Below are 23133 nucleotides of genomic sequence, written 5' to 3' on the forward strand. Positions count from 1 at the left end.
TTGGGGGATTGTTTCGCTATCAGGTTGGTCGATAGGGGGGGGTCGTCTAGGTTGTGTGTCGCGGTGGCGGTGGCAACGGGGGCGGGTGAAATCTAATCTTGGGGGCGGGTGCTCGCACCCGCACCCGCACCCGCACCCGCACCCGCACCCGCACCCGCACCGCCACGCGCTTTACTCTCCGCTTGCCCCGCGCTCGCGCTCTTGGCCTTCCACCACCAACTCGCCTCGAGATAATTGCGCGTCGCGCCAAGCAGATCCTTCACGAGCTTGCCCATCAGCCGATATTCCCAATACGGGAACAGATGGCTCGCCGCGATTGCAATCGCGCAACCGACCACCGTATCGATAGCCCGTTCGCCGATCAGCCGCATGCTTCCCGGCGCGAGCAGATGAAACATCAAGAGCACATACGACGACGTGAACACCACGCTCGCCGCATAGTTGAAGAGCAGCAGGCTGTAGCTCATCACCATCGACGCGAACATCACGATGAGCAGAATGTGCGGCTCCTTCACGAGCAGAATCAGCGCGATGGTCAGCGCGCAGCCTATCGCCGTGCCGATGATCCGCTGCGTGTTGCGCTGCTTTGTGAGCGAATAGCCAGGCTTCAGAATGATGACCGTGGTCATCACGATCCAGTACGCGTTCGTGAGCGGCAAGAGCCGTCCCAGCCAAAAGCCGATGCCCACCGCGATCGTGACCCGAAGCGCGTGCCGGAAGCTCGGCGAGGCCATCGTGAGATTCGAGAAAATCTGCATGAACGGCACGCGCCGGCTCGATATGAAACGCGACAACGCATGGTCGATCTGCACTTCGGTTTCGATCAGGCTCGCGTCATCGCGCGTGCGGCGGCGCATCTTGTCGATCAGGCGCGTGGCGCTCCACAAACGGCGGAACACCGCCGCCGCGGCCGCGTAGGCTTCGGCGTTCTTCTCGGGCATGCCGTGCTTGCGCATGAGTTCGAGTTCGTACTCGATAGCGCGCAGCTCCGCCTTCATGCTGATCTGCCTGGGCGCGGAACTGTTCTGCAATACGGCCAAGCCGATTTCTTCGAGATCCGCGCTCGCCTTGCGCATCAGGTCGCGATAAAAGATCAGCACGTCCGAGCCCGCGAACGTCTTGCGCACGAGCGGATAGTCCGTATGCGCGCCGACGAAGAACTCGTGCAGATCCACCACGTTGATGAACAGATTGAAAAGCCGCGCGCGCCGCGCGTCGAGCTTGCGGCTTTTTACTTTCGGCAGATTGCGCAGCACGATGTCGCGCGCGGCTTCCTGTTGCTCCACCGCCGCAATCTGCTTTTCGATGAGCTTTCGGTAGCATTCGTCGAGATCGGCGTCGTTGTCGTAAAACTCGGCGCGCGCCTGCAAATACTCCGCGCAACTGAAGATGCTCTGCGCCAGCGCCTGCTGTTCGATGCGATACACGAGCAGCCGGCTCACGAGCGTGGCCCAGTACGTGTACCAGAGGCCGCCCAGCAAGATCCACGACGCGTTGACGAGCGCCTGCATCGGCGTGAAGTGCTCTTCCAGCGTGACGACCATCATGAAGAGCGTGGCGAAGCTGATCTGCGGCCAGCGGTTGCCATAGACGACGATCAGCGAGAGCACGAAGGTGAGCGGCACGACCGTGAGCCATAGCGTCAACGGATGCGCCGTCGCAATGCCCGTGGCGAGCGCCGAGAAGAAGCCGATCACCGTGCACGCGAGCATCTCGTTGTGCTTGTATTTGAGCGGACCCGGCATGTCGACGACACACGCGCCAAGCGCGCCCGTCGCGATGGTGAAGCCCAGCTCGCGATTGTGAAACACGATGAGCATGAGCACGGCGGGCAGCGACACGCCCAGAGCGATCCGCAAGCCGCCGAAGAAATACTGGCTGTAAATGAACTTCCTGATTTCGAACGAATAGCGCATCGACTTCCTGGTTTGACGCTCGTTATGACCACGGGCGAAGCACGCTCCGGACCCAGGCGGTCAGGCGGGTTGAGTCTATCGCACTTGTCATGCACTTATAACTCACTTGCGCTTCGTTCGGAACTCGGCCGAATGGCCAGCTTTTCGGCGCCTCGCGGCCTTTGTTATGCTCACGTGAAAAGCGCCGAACACATCTTCAAGGGAGCCCACCGATGAGCGACAGCATCGCCGTGCCGCCGCACGAGATCGAGCTGACGGCCGTGCGCGCGCAGGGTGCGGGCGGGCAGAACGTCAATAAGGTATCGAGCGCCATTCATCTGCGCTTCGACATCCGCGCATCGTCGTTGCCGGAGCACATCAAGGCGCGGCTGCTCGCGCTGTCGGATAGCCGCGTGACGCGCGATGGCGTGGTCGTCATCAAGGCGCAGGAATATCGGACGCAGGACATGAATCGCGCGGCGGCGCTCGCGCGGCTCGACGAGCTGATTCGCAGCGTGAGCATCGTGCGCCGCAAGCGCATCGCGACCAAGCCAACGCGCGGTTCGCAAGTGCGGCGCGTCGAAGGCAAGGTCAGGCGCGGGGCGATCAAGGCCGGGCGCGGGCCGGTGCACGGCGACTGAAGCGGAGATTCAAGCGGGATTCGGGCGGGAGTTGAAGCGGCGCGTCAGCCGTGCTGCTCCGCGGGCGATACATCGAGCGGCCCGAGCATGATCGTCTTAAGCCTGCCGCGTCCGAGCACGCGCGCGAGTTCCGCGAAGACGCAATAGTTGAAGACGAGCGTGACGAGCAGAATCTGCACGGCCCAGAATTGCGGCCAGTTCAGATGGTCCAGCAAGTCCTGGTGCGCGGCCGCAAGACTATGCGTCTCTTTCCAGAACTCGAACAAGCGCTCCAGGTAATGGAGCACCAGCGCGACGAGCGTGTAAATGACGGTTTTCCATCCCGCATTCCAGATGAGCGGACGCTCGGGATAGCGATTGATGAACGGAAGCATATCGGCGAATAGAACCGCCTTGCCGAGAATGAGCGAGGCGACGAGCACGGATGCCGACGCGGGAATCGACAGGCCGGCGCCTTTCACCATGAGCGCGTGCACGACCATCACCACGTGCAGCACGACGAAGAAGAACAAGGTGGGCGGCAGCATCTTCATCAATTCGTGCCTGGCCTTCGCGAAAAAGTCGTGCATGGTCTGCTCCAGGAAACGCATGGATGCGCATGCCGGCGCGTTGCACGAAATGCAACGCGCATCCGAACAATTCGATGAATCTCGCACTGCGGCAGCGGCTGCGCTGTTTGCAGTCTAGTTCAGCCTACGAGCTTGCGGCGTCCTGAAAACGGCAGGCGCTTGATCGCGCCGGTGGCGAGCGCGGTGCCCGCAAGGACGACGGCACAGCCTTCGAGCATGACGAGCGACACCCGCTCATGCAGAAACAACGCGCCCCACAGAATGCCGAAGAGCGGAATGACGAAAGTGACGGTCATCGCGCGCGCGGGACCGACGACCGCGACCAGATGGTAGTAGATGAAGTACGCGATACCCGTGCAACCCACGCCCAGCGCGAGCACCGCCGCCCATGCAGGCGCGGAGACCGGCGCGGCGGGCCACGTGACGAAGGCGATAGGCGCGAGCACGAGCGTCGCGCCGATCATGCTGCCCGCGGCGTTGGTCATGGCATCGACGTCCATCAGATACTTTTTCGCGAAGTTGCCCGCAACACCATATAGCGCCGATGCCGCGAGCGCCGCGGCCGCCGCCAACACGCCCGCCGCGCCCGATCCCGCCGATCCGGGCGAGCCTTCTATCTGATTCCACACGAGCAGCAGCACCCCCGCGAAACCGATCGCCGTGCCGATCGTGCGCAAGGTCGTGAGGCGGTCCTTCAGCCAGAGATAGGCGACGAGCGCGCCCCACAGCGGCGTCGTCGCATTGATGACGGATGTGGCGCCAGCCGAAAGCGTCAGCTCCGCATAAGCGAAGAGGCAGAACGGCGCGGCCGAATTGAGAATGCCGACGATGAGTAGCGGTAGCGCACGCTTGCGCATGATCGCGAGACTGCTCGAAAACTGGCGGCGGCCGAGCAGCATGGCGACGAGAAACACGGCGCCGATGCCGACGCGCAAGGCCATGAGCGGCGCGACGCCGAACTCGGCGACGCCCACGCGGATAAAGAGAAACGACGCGCCCCAGAGCGCGGCGAGACAGACGAGTTGCAACAAATTGACGGGTGACATGACGATGCGGACTTCAGTGTTCCAAGGAAAAGTCCGCGCATGTTAGCACCGCGCCGCGCGCCGCTGGTCATCGCGCCGATGAGACCGCAAGGAACAATCAATGTGGCGGAATCATCCACGTCAACACGTTCTGCTGCAGCCACACGAGAATGCCGAGAATGATGGTGAGCAGAATCGAATGCTTGAAGGTGCGCGCGAAGACGAGTCCTTCCTTGCCCTTGAGTTCGGTCGTGGCGACGCCCGTCGAAATGTTTTGCGGCGAGATCATCTTGCCCATCACGCCGCCGGACGAATTGGTCGCGGCCATCAGCACAGGATTGAGATTGAGTTGATGAGCGGCGACCACCTGAAGGTTGCCGAAGAGCGCGTTGCCCGAGGTATCGCTGCCTGAGAGAAACACCGCCACCCAGCCGAGAAAGGCCGACACGAGCGGGAAGAACGGCCCGACCGAGGCCACCCCGAGTCCGAGCGTGTAGTTCATGCCCGAGTAGTTCATGAGATACGCGAGCCCGACGATGGTCGCCACCGTGAAGATGGCAATGCGCGTTTGCACCCAGGTATCGACGATAGCGTGGCCGAACTCGCTTGCCGGCAACTTCACCAGGAGCGCGGTGATGATGGCCGCCACGAGAATCGCCGTGCCGGTGGCGAGCGGCTGGAAGTCCCAGATCGCGCCGTAGGGCTGATTGTAGAGCGTGATGTAGACCGCCTTGTCGAGCCCCGGCCACGGGACCTTCACGTCGCCGATGAGGAAGATCTTGGCTACCGTCCAGACGATCACCACGACCGAGACGACGATCCACGGCATCCATCCCTGAGCGGCCGAGACGTTGCCGCGCGCGTTGGCAAGGCGATCGACGTTCACCGCGAAGCGTTCGTCGGGCGCGGGCTTCCAGACGCGCAGGAACGCTATGGTGAGGATCAGCGAGACGAGCGAGGAGAGGACATCGGTGAGCGAATAGCTGATGTAGTTCGACGTGACATACTGCGTCAACGCGAACGCGCCGCCCGAGACGAGCAGCACGGGCCACACGCGCAGCATGTTGCGAAAGCCCGCGTAGATACCGATAACATAGAACGGCAGGAAGAACGCGAAGAACGGCAACTGGCGGCCGACCATCTTGGCGAGCGCATCGGTGGGCAAGTGCGTGACCGCGCCGAGCACGGTGATCGGTACGCCGAGCGCGCCGAACGCGACTGGCGCCGTGTTGAAGATCAGCGTGAACGTGAGCGCTTCGAGCGTCGGAAAGCCGAGCAGGATCAAGAGCGAACTCGTGATGGCGATCGGCGTGCCGAAGCCCGAGATGCCTTCGAGCAATGCGCCGAACGAAAAGCCGATGACCACGAGCACGATGCGCCGGTCGTTCGGCAGGTTGTCGATCATCCACACGCGAAACGCTTCGAAGCGTCCCGAGCGTTGCGCGACGTTGTAGAGCAGGATCGCGGAGAACACGATCCACATCACCGGCCAGAGCGCGAACACGGCGCCGGCCGCGATGGAGTCGAGCGCGAGTCCAACCGGGAAGTGCCAGCCCACCATCGCGATGATCAACGCGACGATCAGTCCCGCAAGCGAAGCCTGCCACGCGGGACGGCGCGCCCAGCCGAGCATGACGAGTACGACGATGATAGGCAACGCGGCAACGATAAAGGAGAGCGCGAGCGAACCCGCGATAGGCTTGAGGATCTGATGGAACATCGGGTCTCCTGTGTCTCTATTCTTGGATGGATGCTGCGGTCTTCGCTGCTGGTTCGAGTGGTATCGAAGACTTTAAGCAACCGCATAACGCGCTCACTAAGAATAGGGCGAGGATGGCCCTCGTCAAGGCTTGAATATTGGCGTAAGGATGCCGGATGGAAGCGGAAAGGGACGTGACGCATCTGCTCCGTTCGGACGCTTGGTCACGCGTTTCGCGGGATGCGGCGCTCAGCTCTCGACGGTCGCTGGAGTAGCCGTTGTTCGTTGTGCCGCGCTGGAATCAAGACGCGATGCCGGCACTTGGCGAAACACCCAGAGCGCGAGCAGCCCAAGGGATGCGACCATCCACAGCAGGAAAAAAGCGAAGGCCATCATGTCCAATCCCCGAGAACGATAGGTAGCGCTTGGGCTGACACCCGTGCGGTCCGATAAGTAGGGATACTATTTAGCGATAATCGTGCCAAAGCACCGGCGTAATCCGCCAGGGCCTTGTCGGATAAGGAAAGTGACCGATCGTACAGAGTGGCAAGGCAAGCGAATTGCGTCTACATTGCCGGAAAATGTTTCAGAGTTGTTACTTTTGTCGGTAATAGCGGCGCAGAGTGCGACATCGACGCCGCATTCGAGCGTGGGGTTTCATTATTCAATGGCCATGGCCGCCACCGCCATGTCCACCGCCGCCTTGCCAACTGCCACCGCCGCCGTGCCATCCGCCGCCACCGCCGTGCCATCCACCACCGCCGCCATGCCATCCGCCGCCGCCATAGCCGCGTCCCCAGCAACATCCGCCGCCGCCCCAGTAGCCGAAGCCGATCGACACCGACGGATAACCGTAGCCGTAATAACCGGGGTAAGCAGCATATGCGGGATAAGCGGCGTAAGCGGGATAAGGTGCGTACGAGTAAGGATAGGGATAAGCCGGCGCATACGGCGTGCTCGTATAGATCGTCGAGTAGTCGACTGTCGGCGCGGCCACTGCGTACTGAGCTTGCGACGGCGCGTTCGCGGCACTGACGCCCGAAGCACCTTGCGCCGGTAACGCGAACTCACGTTGCGTGTAGGCAGCGGGAACCGGCGGATAGTAATAAGCGGGGTAGTCGGGATACGGCAGGTAGCATCCGCCGAGAAGCAATCCGGCAGCAAGCGAAACGGCCGCTGCCCTGTAACCGAAGATGATGCGCGGGGAAATCATGATGCTGCTCCTTGCTTGCGGCTTGCCGGACTCTACCTATGCGATTGCGAGGAAGGGTCCGTTAAGAAGGAGCTTACTCGATCGTTGCGGCGTGCGCGTCGCGCGTCCGCTAACAAACCTCGGCGTGTATCAATCCTGAAACAGCCCTCGATCGAAGCGGCGGCAAGCATCGCTGCTTGCCGCATAATATTACGGTGGATCGCCCGCTTACTTCCCGACTTGATTTCCGATAACCCCGCCTACTGCCGCGCCCCCCAACGTCGATAACGCGCTTCCGCCGATCACGGCCCCACCCGCGGCGCCAACACCAGCGCCAACGGCCGTATCGCGTTGACGCGTCGTCATGTTGTCGCAGGCCGTGAGTCCGGCGAGAAGGGAAACGACCACTGCTGCGGCGCCGATTTGTTTGATGATTTTCATGTCGACTCTCCAGAACGATTGATCAATGAAACGGCCGCGGCTTTGCCCACGCGTCCTGCCGTTCGATCACGATCTGGCTTTCATCGACGGACGCCGCAACGTTTTTTTCGCCGGTTCGTTCGTTTATCAGCAGGAAAGATGCCCGAAACGGTGCACGCGCGCGCCATGCAAAAACGGCCTGCAAGGAAGCACAGGCCGTTGCGTACAGTCAGCGTTTGCTTCAGGTCGGCTGATAAATCTCCGCGCCCTTCTTCACGAACTCGATGGCCTTGGTCTGCATGCCCTTGGCGAGCGCATCGCTTTCGGAGACGCCTTGCTTGGCCGCGAAGTCGCGCACGTCCTGCGTGATCTTCATCGAGCAGAAGTGCGGGCCGCACATCGAGCAGAAATGCGCGACCTTGGCGGAATCCTTCGGCAAGGTTTCGTCGTGAAACTCGCGCGCCTTGTCGGGATCGAGGCCGAGGTTGAACTGGTCTTCCCAGCGAAACTCGAAGCGTGCCTTGGATAGCGCGTTGTCGCGCACCTGCGCGCCTGGATGACCCTTCGCCAGATCGGCCGCGTGCGCCGCGAGCTTGTACGTGATGATGCCGGTCTTCACGTCGTCCTTGTTCGGAAGTCCGAGATGCTCCTTCGGCGTGACGTAGCAAAGCATGGCGGTGCCGAACCAGCCGATCATCGCCGCGCCGATGCCCGAGGTGATGTGATCGTAGCCCGGCGCGATGTCGGTGGTGAGCGGCCCGAGCGTGTAGAAGGGCGCCTCGTCGCACCATTCCAGCTGCAGGTCCATGTTCTCCTTGATGAGCTGCATCGGCACATGGCCGGGGCCTTCGATCATCACTTGCACGTCGTGCTTCCACGCGATCTGCGTGAGTTCGCCGAGCGTCTTCAGTTCACCGAGCTGGGCTTCGTCGTTCGCGTCGTAGATGGAGCCGGGACGCAGGCCGTCGCCGAGCGAGAACGAGACGTCGTACTGCTTCATGATCTCGCAGATGTCTTCGAAGTGCTCGTAGATAAAGCTTTCCCGATGATGCGCGAGACACCATTTCGCCATGATCGAGCCGCCGCGCGAGACGATACCCGTCATGCGGTTGGCCGTCAGCGGCACGTATTGCAGGCGCACGCCCGCGTGAATGGTGAAGTAATCGACGCCTTGCTCGGCTTGCTCGACGAGCGTGTCGCGAAAGATTTCCCAGGTCAGGTCTTCGGCCTTGCCGTTGACCTTTTCGAGCGCCTGATAGATCGGCACCGTGCCGATCGGCACCGGCGAATTGCGGATGATCCACTCGCGCGTCTCGTGAATGTGCTTGCCCGTGGACAAGTCCATCACCGTGTCGCCGCCCCAGCGGATCGCCCAGGTCATCTTGTCGACTTCCTCGCCGATCGACGAACTCACCGCCGAATTGCCGATGTTCGCGTTGATCTTCACGAGGAAGTTGCGCCCGATGATCATCGGCTCGCTTTCCGGGTGATTGATGTTCGCGGGGATGATCGCGCGGCCGCGCGCCACTTCATCGCGTACGAACTCGGGCGTGATGGCCTTCAGGGCGTCCTTGTCGAAAGGCACCGCGCCGAACGACTGGCCGGGATGCTGACGGCCCATCATCGCGGCGAGCTTTTCGCCGTTCGGACCGCTCGTCTTGAGGCTTTCGAGGTATTCGGCGCGGCGCTGATTCTCGCGAATGGCGATGTATTCCATCTCCGGCGTGACGATGCCCTGCCGCGCGTAATGCATCTGCGACACGTTCTTGCCGGGCGTCGCGCGTCGCGGATGACGATGCAGATCCGGGAAGCGCAGCTCGGCCGTTTTCGGATCGGCGGCGCGCTCGCGGCCGAATTCGCTCGAAAGACCCGCGAGTTCCTCGGTGTCGCCGCGCGCTTCGATCCAGCCGGCGCGCAACGCGGGCAAACCGGAGCGGATGTCGATCTTCGCGTCCGGATCGGAGTAGGGGCCGGACGTGTCGTACACGTACACCGGCGGATTCTTTTCGCCGCCGAAACTGTCGGGCGTGTCGGACTGCGTGATCTCGCGCATCGGCACGCGGATGTCGGGCGTCGAACCCGTCACGTAGACCTTGCGCGAGTTGGGCAGCGGCGCGATGGCGGCTGCATCGACGATGGCGTTTTCGGACAGGAACTTGGGATTCGCATTCATGTGCTGTTTCTCCTTTTCAGTCGCAGGGACGGTAATTGACAGCGAGCACGCGGGCGATCGAATGAACGACGAACAAACGAACGCCGGCGAGCTCGGCTGATTCAGGAGCTAGACAGGGAGGAACGAGATGGAAAGGTGCGGGCCCGAGAAGACGTGGCGCGTGAGAGAGATACCGTGCGCCGAGGCCCGAACGCTTCCCTGCGCTGGCATTATCCAGATCAGGTTCAAAGGGTATTTCTCACCCACATTGCACGGGCCATTCAGTCGACGCAGCCGGACGAATCGCGATGTGCAACGCAGGACCCCCGCGTTAGCAGGCGTCACCATACATCGTGGCGTGGCATCTTGGCAACCGTTCGCGAAGTTTGCGCTGAAGCGCAGGCGCTTACTGCATAATGGCGAGCGCGCGATTTTCGGTACTTACCCGGATGTCGTCAGCAGTCGCCCCGCCTGTCGCTTCCGCACTTCTTTCGCTCCGTCATGCCGTCCATCGTCAGTCCCGCCTCGTTCGTCACCTGGCGCGCGCGTTCTTCAAGCTCATGCCCCGTTCGGTCGATTGGCGGCAGTCCCCATTGCAAGTCTCTTGCCCCGATCCGGGCGCGCTTCGCGGAGTAATGCATGTCTGCCGTACCTCCGCGTCTGCCGCTCGGTTTTCCCGACCGCTTTCCGTTTCGCGCTCCTCGCAGCCTCAAGGGACGCGTCGCGCTCGCGTTGGCCGTCGTTTATCTCGTGTGGGGATCGACGTATCTCGGCATTCACCTGGCGCTCGAATCGTTTCCGCCGCTCATGCTCGGCGGCCTGCGTAACCTGTGCGCTGGCGTCGGTCTCTTCGTGATTGCCGTGCATCGCAAGGCGGTGTGGCCGACGGCGCGTGAAGTACGTAATGCAGCGATCGTCGGGACTTTGCTCGAAGGTTTGTCGAGCGGGATGATGGCTTACGGCATGCGCACGGTGGGAACCGGCACGGCTGCCGTGATGGTGGCTACCGTGCCGCTCTTCGCGACGATCTTCACCGCGCTTGCCGGGCGCAGTGTGGCGAAGGGCGAATGGTTTGCGGTGGCGCTGGGTCTCTTGGGTATCGTGTTGCTCAATCATGGCGATCCCTCGCCGAGCTCGACCGTCGGCACGCTTGCCATCTTGTGCGCGGCAATTTTTTGGGCGGGCGGGGCGCATTTGGCAAGCCGTCTTTCGCAGCCTTCCGATCTGCTGATGTCGACTGCGTTGCAGATCGGGCTTGGCGGGCTTATCGCGACTGTCATCGCGTTCGTGTCAGGCGAGCGCCTTGGCCAAGTGAGCATGGGCGCGGGGTTTTCGTTCTTGTATCTCGTCGTAATCGGATCGATGGCCGCGTATGTCGCTTATAACTTTCTCATACGGAACACGAGCACGATTGTCGCGACGAGTTGTCTTTACGTGAATCCGGTCGTCGCGGTTTTATTGGGCGCTTTGTTGCTTGGGGAAATCATCACGCAGTGGACGGTTGTTGCCACGGTCGTGATTTTGATGAGCGTTGCGTTGTCGTTTTGGTTTGATTATCGGCGGCGGGGGTTGGTTTGAGCGCAGGAATCTGGCCCTTGTAGGCAAGGGCTTTCGAATAGAACTGAATCGCCGCCCGACGCTTCTTAAAAAGATAGCAACTATCGTAGATAGGAATCGGGGCTAGCTTGACTTGACTTGTTGAAAAGAGCACCGTGGTCCCTTACGTCATCAGTTTCATTACCTAAGATATCTCGCGCGCTTCCGAGCCACCATCCCCCTTTCTCATAGCACGCCGTAACACGAACCGCCACGAGTGCAACTAGTTAGCCGCTAATGCGAATGGTCTCGAAATATCAGGTGATGGACGCTTGAGCTAAAACGCTGCTGTTTCCTCTACCGACGCGTTATAGCGCGATCAGGTGGCGTCCAATGAAAAGCTTGCCGGACACTTTCTCCCGTATCTGCACACGACGTCCGTGACACAACAGGCGTCTAAAAATAACTCATGTCACGTGAATGAATGGCGCGCTGTAGCGACCACATCCACATTTATATTTAGCTTCTTTGAGCGATTGTTTTTTAAAAAACGTAGCACATACTCGTGTGCATGGAGCTGCGTTCATGAAGACATAATGCAGCATGTCCGCTATGCAAGGCGCAATGGCCCCCTCCGTGTCTAGTCCCGATAGACTCAAAAATAAGCAAATTCGAAAAATTTGAAGCGTTGCTTCATTGCTTTCAATTGCATTGGTTATAGTGCTTGGAAGCAGGTTGATTAATCGAGTAAGAGCAGGACCTTCAAAATTCCTCGGTATCCGCTTTGGCTCCATCCTATTCTGAAGTCGGTTGAGCTTAAAACGCCATTCAAGGCATATAGATGATTTTTAATACGAGATAACAACAGGAATAAAAACGAATTGCTTGATTTTTGGCGGAGTTTTTGGGTCATCGGTGCATCTCTATCCAAACCAATGCAGCCAATCCGCTATCGCCGCGTTTCTATTAACAACGGTCCGAGCATCGGCACAGCAATAAAGGAGGAATTTAACGACGACTATCGTGCCTACAAAAAACTACGTTAGACGAACCTTGGCCGGGAATCTAACGCAGCGCAATTACGCATCACAACTTGTCTTTCTTGTACGACCATTATATATGAAATTTCATGCTTTTCGGTTCAAACCAGTAACGCTGGCGGTGCTTACCAGCTTGGCAGCGATGGCAACGTCAAGCGCATTCGCAGGGACGGTGACGGGTTGGGGCGACTCGTTGGCATCCGGGGTATCGCGCGATGGAACGAATATTTACGGCGATAACAATACGGTAAATGCCACGGCGACGGTGATTGGCGATAGCAATGTAGCCAAAGCCAGCGCAACGATGATCGGGAACAATCAATACAACGATGTTACAGGTAGCGTTCTTATTGGAAACGGCGCACAGGTGTCATCGACTGCGGACGGTTACTCGGGTGATCTCGCGGCCGTTGCGATTGGAGCAAGTTCGAGCGCGAAACAATATAGCGTCGCTATTGGGCCCCATGCGAATGCCAGCTATGCCGATGCAACGGCAATCGGAGCGAACGCCCGGGCGAGTTTAAACGGTGTCGCTATCGGTACGAATGCCTGGGGTGGGGACTATAGTGCGACTGCGCTTGGCGCTGGTTCCTATGCCGATAGTTATAGTACGGCGCTCGGAACCAATGCACGTGCGCTTGATAGGAGCTTGGTAGTTGGGATTGGCGCATCCGGGTCGAGTAGCAGCTTGGTTGTTGGCAACGGAGCATCCGGGTCGGGTAGCAGTACCGTGTTAGGGAATCACGCATCCGCTGGCAGTAGCGATGCCCCAATTGCGATTGGCGAAGGTTCCTACGCCGGCGCATATGGCGCGATCGCGACGGGTTGGAGTGCGCAGGCGAATAGCCCTAATTCGATTGCCTTGGGCACGCGGACTCAAGTAACCGGGGACAGCAGTATCGCGATCGGGCGCTATATAAACGTTAGCGGCAACAACATGGTGGTGATCGGCGGCAGTGCAGTGGGCGCTGACAGTTATGCAGTTGCCCTCGGCAACGAAGCGAAGGCACTGAAGTTCAGTGCGGTGGCGCTCGGGGGTAGCGCGCAAGCTACTGACAAGTTCACGTTAGCCCTTGGTGCCGAATCGAATGCTTCGGGATGGTATAGCGTTGCCGCGGGCGGTTTTAGCAGATCTGAAGGGGAGCAAAGTGCCGCCTTCGGGAATGGCTCATACGCTCAAAACATCAAGTCACTTGCGTTGGGCTCCGGCGCGCAATCGTATGGAGTCAATTCAGTTGCGCTGGGGGCAAACTCTAACGATTACGGCCTGGACAACGTGGTCAGTGTCGGCGGCGACTTTGGCTATAGCAGGCGAATCATTGGTGTTGCAAGTGGAGTCGGCGACACCGACGCTGTTAATATGTCGCAGTTGAACGCGGTAAGCGCTCAGGTTGCACAAAACACAGCGAACATCTCGGCTATGCAGGGTGGCGTGAGAGCAACCTTCGTTGGCGCGCCTTTGCACGCAAGCGCCGATGTGTCCGAAGTCGGCACGCCGTCGCTCGTCGGCGCAACTTCGAATGTAGGCGCGGCACCCGTCGTCGCACTGTCGGGCGGCTCAAGCTCCTTCTTTGCAGCTGATGGCGATTCGTCAGAAGTTGCCATCGCAAGTGCTGCACATTCTTTGGCAGTAGGCGCGAACGCTCATGCAAGCGCAGACGGGTCTATCGCCCTCGGCGCCAACTCGGTAGCGGACCGCGTGAACACTGTTTCAGTGGGCTCAGCTGAAAGCGCGCGTCAAATTACGAATGTCGCCACCGGTACGCAGGGAACGGATGCGGTGAATGTCGATCAACTGAATGGCGCAGTGACCAGTGCAGTGAAGCAGGCAGACTCGTACACCGACAACGCGATTGCCGGCGCGAACGTATATACCGATCGAGCCGTCGCGGACGCCAAGAACGAGATGAAGCATTACAGCGACCGGGCAGCCGCGTCGACCCTGGCTATTCCGAGCATTCCGATGCTCAATACCGGTGAAAAATGGGTGGGCGCAGCTGTCGGGAATTACGGCACCTCGACTGCTGTCGGCGTTGCGGCAGCGTATCAAGCGACGACGAACCTGAATGTCGGCGTGGCCGTTTCGTCGGCGAGCGGCGGCCCAGTTGCGCTCAAGGCGCAGGCGGGTTATCGCTGGTAAGCGATTTCGTGGGGGAAGGGCGCTACTTGCCAATCCCCCGCGATTATTTTCAGCCGAGCTTCCTGGCGAACCGGCGCTTGTGCTTTGAAAAATCATCATCTGAATGCTTCGGCATAAATGTCAGGTTGATTAGGCGTTTAGGCTAAAAAGCGCTAGGGATTACCTGCTGTTTAATGTCTAAAAAATGACTTAGTTAGGGTTAAAAACCATGAGGCTAGAAGGCAGATTTATAAATCTGGAGCGAAGTCAGGAACGACGACAGTCAATTGAAGCTCAGCTAGAACAACTTGGATGCGCAGATTGGATCACACGCTTTCCGGCAATTGATGGTCGCGCTAACGGACCTTTTGACAATGCCGCCGAAAACAGCGTTTGGGCCTGCCGACAGTCTCACACTGGAGCAATCTTGAATTCCGAGGATGACTCGGCAGTTCTAATCTTGGAGGATGATGTAGAGCTCAGTCGCTATTTCCCGAGCATTCTGAATGAAGCAACGCTCAATGGTTTCGTTGATAGCTTTCCAAATTGCGATGTACTCTTTCTTGACTGTGTGGCGTTTCGCGCACAGACTCCCTACCTGCTTTCGCTTGCTGAAGGTCGGCTGAAAAATCGGGTGCGTAGCGACGCTTTGGAAGTCGAGCGACACGCGCTCTCTACGGTAAGCATTATCGATGCTCGCGGTGTGTTCGCTTATTGCGCCGCCTCTTATGTCGTAACGCCCAAGGGAAAAAAGACATTACATCGGCTTTTTTCGGACGATAAGGACGCGAATGCAGCAGTAGATATCCTTTATAGAGATTGGATTGCCAGTGGCCAGCTCAATGCAAACATTACTGTCCCATTCATAGCGACGCCCGAGTTTCAAAACATCTCGACTATTCCCTACGAACAATTTAAATTTCTTCACCTCAACGTGTCAGATGCTTTGCTTGCCAACGCTATTCGGCGTCTATTGTTCGCTGGAGAACACCGGTTGGATATGGCCAATATAGCAGTCATGATCGGCGAAACGGAAAGTTCGCCTGAGTACACGCTTGGCATGAAACTATACGAAACGTCGCGCTCTTCCGATTATTGAGTGGAGACAGTAAAAACTCTGGTTTGTTGTCTGCTATGGCGGACTTCACCATGTTGGCGAATGGTCAGATGCACCTTAATTTGGAACTTTGGCTCGGTGCCTTGGTACGGCGGTGACCTGTTCTTGTTCAACCAGCGCGCCTTCCGCCTTTCCTTTTGTAAAAACCTCCTCCGCGCGCTGCATTCGCTCCTATCCGGCGCCGCTTTAATCGGCCTTCCAGCTCGGCCCGAGCAATTCCTCTAACGAATATCAGAGCCTTGCGGCGCAAGGCTCCCCGCTATATCTGCCGCCTCTGCGCACCGATGCAGGGCATGCGCATTGCTCAATGCCGTCACCCTCGAACGACAGTTTCATCGGCATGACACGAAAGCCTGTCGTTCAAGGGAATAGAAGCAAAAGAGAGAAGGGGTCTTCCGAGGCGCGCCGGGCAATACGCATGATCACTTAAGCGTGATGCTCGCAGCGCGGACCGGACAACAAAATCAATGATTAAAGCTAAGGAAGGTGGAAACATGAAGCTCATCCGCACAGTCACCGCGCTTGCCGCCGTCGCCTCGATCCTGTCCGCTTGTGGCGGCTCCGACGACGTAGGCAAGGAACTCGGACTCACGAATCCAGAAGTCCACTTCATCCACGCGATCCCGAGTGCCCCCAACGTCGACTTCTACGACAACGGCAAGGTGCTGCAAGCGAATCTCGGCTACCAGACGGTGACGAACTTCGCAAACATCGATACGGGCCAGCAGAACTTCTCCTACGCCGCCGTCAACACGACGACGCAACTCGCGACCGACACGAGCATCTCGAATGCCGCCAAGGGTCACGAGTACACAGTGATCGCGCTGCCTGACGCGGGTTTCCTGCCGTCCATCGCCGTGATCGACGATCCGTTCGACAAGGGCCTGCTCTCGAACAGCGCGCGGGTGCGCGGCTTCAATGCGTCGGCGAATGCGCAGACTCTCGATTTGTATCTGGTCGCACCGGGGACGAACATCGCGACCGTCAATCCGACGATGGCGGGCGTCGGCTTCAAGAACGCCGTGCCGGCAACGACGCAAGACTCGCTCTACGTCAACGGCGGGACGTATCAGCTGGTCGCGACGCTGCCGGGTTCGAAGACGCCGGTGTATGCGTCGGCATCGTTCAATCTGAGCAACAATGCCGATTGGCTCGTGACGACGCTGCCTTCAGGCAACGCGTTGTCGCAAGTGATCCCGAACAAGATTCGCGTGCTCGTTGCGCAGGGCGGCAATACCACGACGCCTGCAATCGAGCTGCCGGACACGCTGTAATTTGAAGCGCCCGGGTAACAGGGCGCAGACATCGACGAACCCCACGCTGCCGCATCCGTGGGGTTTTTTCGTTCGACGAGGAGCGGGTTTATGACCCTCGCAGACATCCGGCCGCCTACCTACGTGCGAACGTCGCCGATCACGCGAGGCAAGCAAGCCTCAGGTGCCACGCATCCACGCTTTCTCACGTACTAAAGACAAACGAAAAAAATCCCGCCAAAAAAATGACGGGACGACAGAAAATCAGCACGAAACATCATCGCGATGAGCGCCTGGCTCACCGCGCCGCGGCCAATTTACTTATGCTCTTCGGCCGAATTCGAAATAGCCTGACCGCCCTTCGAGATATCCTGGCCCGCGCCCGACATGGTATTGCAGCCCGCGAGCGCGGCGGTGCCGGCGATCAGCAGCAAAGCGATGATTCGAGTCATGTGTGTTCCCCTTGAATTAGAAATTCGGGTAGCCCTTCGAGGCTTCCGTTGTGATCAATCATAAAAAAGCGGCGTAGTCGCCGCTGTAGGCGCGCACGGGTTTTTGGTGTCGGCCGTCTCTGCTATTGGCGTAAGTATCGTCCTACGTAATCAGGCAAGCGGAACGGCCGCCGGCGCGCTTGCGATGAACGCACCCGCGCTGCGCTCGCGTGGCATCGACACGCTGATGCGCGTGCCATGCGGCGCCACGCGTTCGATCTCAAAGCGCCCGCCGCGCGCCGACACGCGCTGACGCATGCCGACCAGGCCGTGCGTCTGCGTGCGCTTCAAATCCTGCGGACGGATGCCGATGCCATCATCCGCGATAGCGAGCGCAACGTCGTCACCATCGAGCGCGAGCGCGATTTCGATGCGGTTCGCGCGCGCGTATTTCGCCGCGTTCGTGAGCGTCTCCTGCGCCACCCGAAAGAGCGCGATCTCGATAGCCTCGCCGAGCTTCACATCGTCGCCGGAAAGATCGAATTCGACGTTCCAGCCGTTGCGCTGCGCGGCTTCATCGGCGAGCGAGCGCAGCGCGGTCACGAGACCGAAGTTGGCAAGCACGGTCGGCCGCATGTCTTCGATAATCCGCCGCTTGAGCGCAATTCCCTGGTCCAGATTGCCGATGGCGCGCGCGAGCTTGTCGGACATGGCGGGTTCGCTCGTCCTGAGCTTGCCGCGCACCCACGCGACATCCATCTTGCTCGCGGTAAGAATGGAGCCGAGTTCGTCGTGCAGTTCGCGCGCAAGTTCGGTTTTTTCGTTTTCGCTCACGGATTGCAAATGCCACGCGAGCGCTTCGAGCTGACGCGTGCGTTCGAACACGAGCCGGTCGAGTTCCTCCTGCTGCGTAATGAGCTTCTTCTGCACGCGGTCCTGTTTGTCCAACTGGATACCGAGATTGCGGAACAGCAGCAGGAACAGGACGATGTTGAGCGCGCACAACGCGCCGACGCACAACGTGGAAATGCGCTGATCGGCGCGGCTTGCATCGAGCGCGTGCTGCGCGCGTTGCTCTTCGTTCAGCCGCAAGAGGGCGAGCGCGGCATCGAGCGTGGCGCTGGTGTCGGGCGACGGCGTCGCCACGACGCGGGCGCGCATTTCCGCATCCGCGGGCGTCTTCGACAGATCGGCGAGATGCGCCTCGCCTTGCGCGATGTTCTCGTCGGCGGCGGCGCTAATCTGCGCGAAGCTCGCAAGCGCGGCGTCATCGCCGATGCGGCGGTAATAGCTATCGAGCGATGTCAACGCGCGGCGCACGCGCCCGGCCGTTTGCGCGAAGTGGCTCTTGTAGGTGTCGTCGGCGGCGAGCGCGAAACCGCGTTCCTCGGCGCTGAGCGTGGCGATATCGGCCGCCAGCGACGATAACTGCGCGGTGGCGCTTTTTGCATCGAGCGCGGTCTCGTACTCGGCCGCGATGCGCATGCGCCCCGATTCCAGAATCACGAGCCCGCCGACGGTAATGACGATAGCCACCGTCATCGCGACCGCCCAGCTATAGCGATGCATCCATTCGTTGATACGCGTCGCGCGCCGGGCGAGTCCCTGTGGAGTTTCAGATGCTGCCGGCGCGGCGTCTTTTAGAACGTGGCTCATGGTGTGTTTCTGCGGTTCCGGCGGGCGTCGTGAGCCACGCCGGCAAAGCCGTTTGAAAGCGGATGTCGGTGGATTCCCACAGCAAAAAAGGAGCCAGCCCGGATGCGCGCGCCCAAAGGCCCGGCTAGCATGGGTTCGTCATCATTTTTCAATCATTCCAACGGGGAACGATCATGCTGAAGTGGGCATTGTTTTTCGCGATCGTGGCCGTGATCGCCGGTCTTCTCGGGTTCACGGGCGTGGCGGCGGGCGCTGCGACCATCGCCAAATTCTTGTTCGTGCTGTTCCTGATTTTGTGCGTCGTGTTCCTGGTGCTCGGCTTCGTCGTCACCAAGAAAATAGTCGATTAGCGACCAACTGACTCGCGCCCGAACCTGAATCAGACCATCAAAAGCAAGTCAGGGGGATTCCATGCTTCATTACGCTGCCGTTTTCTTCGTCATCGCGATAATCGCGGCCGTGTTCGGCTTTACCGGCATTGCCGCGGGCGCCGCGGAAATCGCCAAGATCCTTTTCTACATTTTCCTGGTGGTGTTCGTCGTCACGCTGCTGCTCGGCGTATTTCGAACCTGACGTACGCCAGAAAGCCTTGCTGCACCGGGCCGCTCGCGCGGCCCGCGCCTTTTGCGAAGCATTGGTGGGAGCAGGCATGGCGCGTGCATCGGAGCTTCTGATTGGATAGCAGGGCCCTATGAACGAAGCGGCACGCGTAGGCCTGCTCCAGCGAACGTCTTTCATCAAATTTCAAGGAGCGAACCAAATGTCCAAATCGTCTGCTGTACAAGCCGCGCCGACTCAATCGCGGGACGCATTCGTCCTCGACGTGGAAAAAATCCGCGCCGATGCGCGCACGCACATGGACGAGGGCCCGGTCACGCCGAGCTACGGCGCGGACCGCGAAGTCGTGCTCAAGTTGCTGAACGACTCGCTCGCGACAGAAATCGTCTGCACGCTGCGCTACAAGCGTCACTATTTCATGGCCAAGGGCATCCATTCGGAAGCCGTCGCAGCCGAATTTCTCGAGCACGCCAACGAGGAACAGGAACACGCCGATACGCTCGCGGAGCGCATCGTCCAACTGGGCGGGGCGCCGAACTTCGCACCCGACAGCCTGAAGTCGCGCTCGCATTCCGAGTACAAGGAAGGCTCGGACCTGATCGACATGATCCGCGAGAATCTGATCGCCGAGCGGATTGCTATCGATACGTATCGGGAGATCATTCGCTATCTCGGCGACAAGGATGTCACCACGCGCCGTATCTTCGAAGACATCCTGGCGGTGGAAGAAGAGCACGCCGACGACATGGCCGATCTGCTGGAAGGCCGTAACGGCTAAATAGCAGGGCATGCCGGCATGACGTCACGCGATGCGCGGAACTCGTCCGAGACCGCGCATCTTTTGCGTGGGCGCATGCGTACAATGGCGGCTCATCCCTGATTTCAAGCGCGAATGATCCGAGTCCTGATAGCCGACGACCATGCGATCGTACGCAGCGGTTTCAAGCAGTTCGTGGCGGACGAACCCGATATGGAAGTGGCGGCGGAAGCCTCCACTGGCGACGAAACCATCGCGCACGTGCGCGTTCAGGCGTTCGACGTGGTGTTGCTCGACATCGCGATGCCCGACAAGAACGGCGTCGATACCTTGCGTGTCATCAAGCAGATTCGTCCGGAGCAGGGCGTGCTGATGCTGTCGGGCTATCCCGAGAGTCAGTACGCGATCAACTTGTTGAAGGCGGGCGCGAACGGTTATCTGAACAAGGACGCGGCGCCGGAAGAAATCGTCCGGGCGATTCGCACGGTGGCGCGCGGGCATCGGTATCTGTCGGAATTCATCGCCGACGCGCTCGCCGACAAGCTCGACAAGCCTGCCGCCGAACGCCCGCACGAGGCGTTGTCCGAGCGCGAGTTTCAGGTCTTCTGCAAACTCGCGGCCGGGCGTATTCCGACTGAGATCGCGGAAGAACTGCATCTGTCGGTGAAGACGGTGAGCACGTACCGCGCGCGCGTGCTCGAAAAAATGAGACTGGCGAACAACGCGGATCTCACGTATTACGCAATCAAGAACGGCCTGATCGAATAGCGCGACGCGCAGTCGGACGGCAAGCTGAACCGGAGGGCGCCCGAAGTGGGCAAGCACATCATCACCGACGACCGTGCGCAGCAACGCGAAGCGCGCGACACGCCGCTCGCGGTGCTGCTTATCGAGGATTCCCCGCTGATCCGGCGCAGCCTGACCGAAGCCATCGACGCGCTCGGTCCGTGGCGCGTGACCGCGTTCGCCGAGGCTCCGGACGAAGCCATCGCGCTCTTGTCGTCGCAGCGGTTCCATGCGGTGATCATCGACTTGCAACTCAGGCACGGTTCGGGCATCGAGGTACTGGCGTGGTTGCAGGAGAGCGGCAAGGCATCGATACACGACGAGGCCTTTGTCGCGGTGCTCACCAATCACGCGTTGCCGACGTATCGCGAGCGCTGCCAGCAATATGGCGTGCGCCATTTCTTCGATAAATCGCTGGAGTTCGATCGGGTGCTGGATGCGCTTTGCCGGCACGCGCGGGAAAGAGAAGGTGAGCGCGGTTAGCGATCCCCGCCGCCGGAACCCGCCAACGAATCCGCCGCTTCCCGCCCGCGCCAGTGACTGAACGCCGCCAGCGCCGTCGCAGCCAGCCCGACGACGCAAACGCCCGTCCATCCCATTGCGTGCCAGGCGAGCGAAGCCAGCGCCGATCCCAACGCCCCGCCAATAAAGTAAGCCACCATATAAACCGTATTCACGCGGCTGCGCGCCTCCGGCTTCAAGGCGTAGATGCGCGACTGGTTGGATATCTGCGCGGCCTGCACGCCGATATCGAGCACGATCACGCCGATGACCAGCCCCGCGATGCTGCGCGCCGAGAATGCGAACACCACGAACGACAGCGCAACGAGCCCGATGGACAACGTGATCACCGCGCGCGGCCCGCGCCGATCCGCCGACTTGCCCGCAAGCGGCGCCGCGAGCGCGCCCGCCGCGCCGACGATACCGAATAGTCCCGCGGCCTGCGGTCCCATGTGAAACGGCTCGCCCGCGAGCAGGAGTGTGAGCAGCGACCAAAACGCGCTGAATGCTGCAAAGAGCGCGCCGCCCGTGAGCGATGCTTCGCGAAGCCCGGGATTCTCGACAGCGAGATGCCACATCGACACGAGCAGCTTGCCGTAGGGCAAGGTAGACGTCGGACGGCTCTTCGGCAGCCGCGCAACGACGACGACCGCCAGCACGATCGTCGCGACCACTGAAGCGCCGAATACCGCGCGCCAGCCGAAGTATTCGGCGACGAAACCCGACACCGTCCGCGCGAGCAGGATGCCGAGCAATAGACCGCTCATCACCGTGCCGACGGCATGACCGCGCTCGGCGGCTGGCGCGAGTTCGGCGGCGAACGGCACGGCTTGTTGCGCGATGGTCGCGACGACGCCAATGGCAAGACTCGCGGCGATCAGCACGGCGAGCGTCGGCGCGACGCACGCCACCGCGAGCGCCACGCCGAGCGCGGCCAGTTGGAGCAGAATCAGAAGCCGCCGGTCGAAGCGATCGCCGAGCGGCGCCAGCACGAGCATGCCAAGCGCGTAGCCGAGTTGCGTCGCGGCGGGCACCGCGCCGATCAGATACGCGCTGCCGGGAAACGAACCACGGAAATCGCCCAGCAGCGGCTGATTGAAGTAAATGTTGGCGACCGATACGCCCGCGATGGTCGCAAGCAGCCAGAGCGTGGCGCGCGAATAGTGCTGATGATGACTCGAGGAATTGGACGAAGCGGTCATGGTTGCCTTGAGTTGAGCGCGAGAACGGCGGCGAGCCGCCGTAGAGATGCGCGCTTCCGGTCGCCCGCCTTACTGCGCGGCATCGTCCGTGGGCTGCGGCTTCTTCACGAGCCTGGCGGGCGCGAGCCATTGAAAGCCGGTCAGCGTGTTCTCGGCGAACGTGCATTCGGCGGCGGCGGGCGTCTGGACGATTTTCGTGGCGGGCGGCTTGGGCTGCGTCGGGAATTCGCCGCGCACGACGACACGCGAACCGTGGTAGCTCGCGCCCGATCCGGTGAGCTTCAGTGGCGCGCTTGCGGCGTCGGGATACTCGGCGCGCACGCGGTCCTTGCACGTTTCGACGTTGCGGTAATACGAAGTGCAGCCGGACAAAAGCACGAGCGGAAGGCAGACCAGCAAGAAGAGGCGGGAACGGGTAATCATTGGTGAACAGGGTGAATGCTCGGCCGCGCGAGGGCGCATCGGAGCGAAATCAGGGGATGGCGAGCTTTATAACATGCGGGCGCGGCTTGCGTGACCGCATTGGCGTCGTGCTGGCTGGCGTGCTTGTCTGTCGTGCATGCGGCGCGCGGCGGTAGCACAAT

At 60.3% G+C, this 23133-nt stretch carries 20 protein-coding genes, 1 pseudogene and 1 riboswitch; of the genes and pseudogenes, 10 read left to right on the forward strand and 11 right to left on the reverse strand.

Annotation, left to right across the window (positions count from 1 at the left end):
- Positions 1-110 precede the first annotated feature (110 nt).
- Positions 111-1916 (reverse strand): annotated as a pseudogene (locus tag NCR98_RS04840) (FUSC family protein); the annotation flags it as partial.
- A 212-nt stretch (positions 1917-2128) separates the two neighbouring features.
- Between NCR98_RS04840 and arfB the strand changes: the two are divergent.
- Positions 2129-2536 (forward strand): alternative ribosome rescue aminoacyl-tRNA hydrolase ArfB, encoded by a 408-nt coding sequence (gene arfB / locus NCR98_RS04845; RefSeq protein WP_250464280.1) that lies wholly within the window; start codon positions 2129-2131, stop codon positions 2534-2536.
- A gap of 44 nt (positions 2537-2580) precedes the next feature.
- Here arfB and NCR98_RS04850 read toward each other — a convergent pair whose 3' ends face one another.
- From NCR98_RS04850 to thiC, 6 genes are all read right to left on the reverse strand, one after another.
- The gene (locus NCR98_RS04850; protein ID WP_250525649.1) at positions 2581-3105 is read right to left on the reverse strand and encodes a hypothetical protein; all 525 of its coding nucleotides are present in this window, start codon (positions 3103-3105) and stop codon (positions 2581-2583) included.
- 119 nt (positions 3106-3224) lie between these two features.
- Positions 3225-4151 (reverse strand): DMT family transporter, encoded by a 927-nt coding sequence (locus tag NCR98_RS04855; RefSeq protein ID WP_250525650.1) that lies wholly within the window; start codon positions 4149-4151, stop codon positions 3225-3227.
- A gap of 97 nt (positions 4152-4248) precedes the next feature.
- Positions 4249-5850: an L-lactate permease gene (locus NCR98_RS04860; RefSeq protein WP_250525651.1), complete on the reverse strand. Its 1602-nt coding sequence runs from the start codon at positions 5848-5850 to the stop codon at positions 4249-4251.
- A 643-nt stretch (positions 5851-6493) separates the two neighbouring features.
- Positions 6494-7042 (reverse strand): hypothetical protein, encoded by a 549-nt coding sequence (locus NCR98_RS04865; protein WP_250525652.1) that lies wholly within the window; start codon positions 7040-7042, stop codon positions 6494-6496.
- A gap of 207 nt (positions 7043-7249) precedes the next feature.
- Positions 7250-7462 (reverse strand): YMGG-like glycine zipper-containing protein, encoded by a 213-nt coding sequence (locus NCR98_RS04870; RefSeq protein WP_244827561.1) that lies wholly within the window; start codon positions 7460-7462, stop codon positions 7250-7252.
- A gap of 220 nt (positions 7463-7682) precedes the next feature.
- The gene (gene thiC / locus NCR98_RS04875; RefSeq protein WP_250525653.1) at positions 7683-9614 is read right to left on the reverse strand and encodes a phosphomethylpyrimidine synthase ThiC; all 1932 of its coding nucleotides are present in this window, start codon (positions 9612-9614) and stop codon (positions 7683-7685) included.
- Positions 9615-9791: 177 nt separating this feature from the next.
- Positions 9792-9931: riboswitch (TPP riboswitch) on the reverse strand.
- Positions 9932-10232: 301 nt separating this feature from the next.
- Between thiC and NCR98_RS04880 the strand changes: the two genes are divergently transcribed.
- From NCR98_RS04880 to NCR98_RS04895, 4 genes are all read left to right on the forward strand, one after another.
- The gene (locus NCR98_RS04880) at positions 10233-11171 is read left to right on the forward strand and encodes an EamA family transporter (protein WP_250525654.1); all 939 of its coding nucleotides are present in this window, start codon (positions 10233-10235) and stop codon (positions 11169-11171) included.
- A 981-nt stretch (positions 11172-12152) separates the two neighbouring features.
- On the forward strand, positions 12153-14309 hold the full coding sequence (locus NCR98_RS04885; protein WP_250525655.1) for a YadA family autotransporter adhesin: 2157 nt from the start codon (positions 12153-12155) through the stop codon (positions 14307-14309).
- 208 nt (positions 14310-14517) lie between these two features.
- Positions 14518-15387, forward strand: a complete 870-nt coding sequence (locus NCR98_RS04890; RefSeq protein WP_250525656.1) for a glycosyltransferase family 25 protein — start codon at positions 14518-14520, stop codon at positions 15385-15387.
- Between the two features lie 512 nt (positions 15388-15899).
- A complete protein-coding gene (locus tag NCR98_RS04895; RefSeq protein ID WP_250525657.1) occupies positions 15900-16679 on the forward strand; it encodes a DUF4397 domain-containing protein in 780 nt (259 codons plus the stop codon).
- 296 nt (positions 16680-16975) lie between these two features.
- Here NCR98_RS04895 and NCR98_RS04900 read toward each other — a convergent pair whose 3' ends face one another.
- Both NCR98_RS04900 and NCR98_RS04905 read right to left on the reverse strand, forming a co-directional pair.
- Positions 16976-17110, reverse strand: a complete 135-nt coding sequence (locus NCR98_RS04900; protein ID WP_244827565.1) for an entericidin A/B family lipoprotein — start codon at positions 17108-17110, stop codon at positions 16976-16978.
- 150 nt (positions 17111-17260) lie between these two features.
- Positions 17261-18745: a sensor histidine kinase gene (locus tag NCR98_RS04905; RefSeq protein WP_250525658.1), complete on the reverse strand. Its 1485-nt coding sequence runs from the start codon at positions 18743-18745 to the stop codon at positions 17261-17263.
- 173 nt (positions 18746-18918) lie between these two features.
- Here NCR98_RS04905 and NCR98_RS04910 point away from each other — a divergent pair, with 173 nt between their 5' ends.
- The 5 genes from NCR98_RS04910 (at position 18919) to NCR98_RS04930 (ending at position 21329) form a co-directional block, all read left to right on the forward strand.
- Positions 18919-19095: a DUF1328 domain-containing protein gene (locus tag NCR98_RS04910; RefSeq protein ID WP_132450940.1), complete on the forward strand. Its 177-nt coding sequence runs from the start codon at positions 18919-18921 to the stop codon at positions 19093-19095.
- A gap of 61 nt (positions 19096-19156) precedes the next feature.
- Positions 19157-19318 (forward strand): DUF1328 domain-containing protein, encoded by a 162-nt coding sequence (locus NCR98_RS04915; RefSeq protein ID WP_040048814.1) that lies wholly within the window; start codon positions 19157-19159, stop codon positions 19316-19318.
- A 187-nt stretch (positions 19319-19505) separates the two neighbouring features.
- The gene (locus tag NCR98_RS04920) at positions 19506-20081 is read left to right on the forward strand and encodes a ferritin-like domain-containing protein (RefSeq protein ID WP_244827567.1); all 576 of its coding nucleotides are present in this window, start codon (positions 19506-19508) and stop codon (positions 20079-20081) included.
- Between the two features lie 114 nt (positions 20082-20195).
- The gene (locus NCR98_RS04925; protein ID WP_244827568.1) at positions 20196-20828 is read left to right on the forward strand and encodes a response regulator; all 633 of its coding nucleotides are present in this window, start codon (positions 20196-20198) and stop codon (positions 20826-20828) included.
- A gap of 45 nt (positions 20829-20873) precedes the next feature.
- On the forward strand, positions 20874-21329 hold the full coding sequence (locus NCR98_RS04930) for a response regulator (protein WP_250525659.1): 456 nt from the start codon (positions 20874-20876) through the stop codon (positions 21327-21329).
- On the opposite strand, the gene NCR98_RS04935 is transcribed toward NCR98_RS04930, so the two are convergent.
- Complete coding sequence (locus tag NCR98_RS04935; RefSeq protein WP_250525660.1) at positions 21326-22549, reverse strand: MFS transporter; 1224 nt, start codon at positions 22547-22549, stop codon at positions 21326-21328. The genes NCR98_RS04930 and NCR98_RS04935 overlap by 4 nt on opposite strands.
- 69 nt (positions 22550-22618) lie before the next feature.
- Positions 22619-22972: a hypothetical protein gene (locus NCR98_RS04940; protein ID WP_244827571.1), complete on the reverse strand. Its 354-nt coding sequence runs from the start codon at positions 22970-22972 to the stop codon at positions 22619-22621.
- Positions 22973-23133 lie beyond the last annotated feature (161 nt).

This window comes from Caballeronia sp. GAWG2-1 (assembly GCF_023631405.1).
In the GTDB taxonomy this organism is placed as follows: Bacteria; Pseudomonadota; Gammaproteobacteria; order Burkholderiales; family Burkholderiaceae; genus Caballeronia.

Coding starts and splice junctions, on each gene's coding strand:
- NCR98_RS04860 (WP_250525651.1), bottom strand. CDS start 5,850: ATGTTCCATCAGATCCTCAAGCCTATCGCGGGTTCGCTCGCGCTCTCC.
- NCR98_RS04905 (WP_250525658.1), bottom strand. CDS start 18,745: ATGAGCCACGTTCTAAAAGACGCCGCGCCGGCAGCATCTGAAACTCCA.
- NCR98_RS04925 (WP_244827568.1), top strand. CDS start 20,196: ATGATCCGAGTCCTGATAGCCGACGACCATGCGATCGTACGCAGCGGT.
- NCR98_RS04855 (WP_250525650.1), bottom strand. CDS start 4,151: ATGTCACCCGTCAATTTGTTGCAACTCGTCTGTCTCGCCGCGCTCTGG.
- NCR98_RS04865 (WP_250525652.1), bottom strand. CDS start 7,042: ATGATTTCCCCGCGCATCATCTTCGGTTACAGGGCAGCGGCCGTTTCG.
- NCR98_RS04940 (WP_244827571.1), bottom strand. CDS start 22,972: ATGATTACCCGTTCCCGCCTCTTCTTGCTGGTCTGCCTTCCGCTCGTG.
- NCR98_RS04935 (WP_250525660.1), bottom strand. CDS start 22,549: ATGACCGCTTCGTCCAATTCCTCGAGTCATCATCAGCACTATTCGCGC.
- NCR98_RS04890 (WP_250525656.1), top strand. CDS start 14,518: ATGAGGCTAGAAGGCAGATTTATAAATCTGGAGCGAAGTCAGGAACGA.
- NCR98_RS04900 (WP_244827565.1), bottom strand. CDS start 17,110: ATGACTCGAATCATCGCTTTGCTGCTGATCGCCGGCACCGCCGCGCTC.
- NCR98_RS04920 (WP_244827567.1), top strand. CDS start 19,506: ATGTCCAAATCGTCTGCTGTACAAGCCGCGCCGACTCAATCGCGGGAC.
- NCR98_RS04915 (WP_040048814.1), top strand. CDS start 19,157: ATGCTTCATTACGCTGCCGTTTTCTTCGTCATCGCGATAATCGCGGCC.
- thiC (WP_250525653.1), bottom strand. CDS start 9,614: ATGAATGCGAATCCCAAGTTCCTGTCCGAAAACGCCATCGTCGATGCA.
- NCR98_RS04880 (WP_250525654.1), top strand. CDS start 10,233: ATGTCTGCCGTACCTCCGCGTCTGCCGCTCGGTTTTCCCGACCGCTTT.
- NCR98_RS04895 (WP_250525657.1), top strand. CDS start 15,900: ATGAAGCTCATCCGCACAGTCACCGCGCTTGCCGCCGTCGCCTCGATC.
- arfB (WP_250464280.1), top strand. CDS start 2,129: ATGAGCGACAGCATCGCCGTGCCGCCGCACGAGATCGAGCTGACGGCC.
- NCR98_RS04870 (WP_244827561.1), bottom strand. CDS start 7,462: ATGAAAATCATCAAACAAATCGGCGCCGCAGCAGTGGTCGTTTCCCTT.
- NCR98_RS04910 (WP_132450940.1), top strand. CDS start 18,919: ATGCTGAAGTGGGCATTGTTTTTCGCGATCGTGGCCGTGATCGCCGGT.
- NCR98_RS04850 (WP_250525649.1), bottom strand. CDS start 3,105: ATGCACGACTTTTTCGCGAAGGCCAGGCACGAATTGATGAAGATGCTG.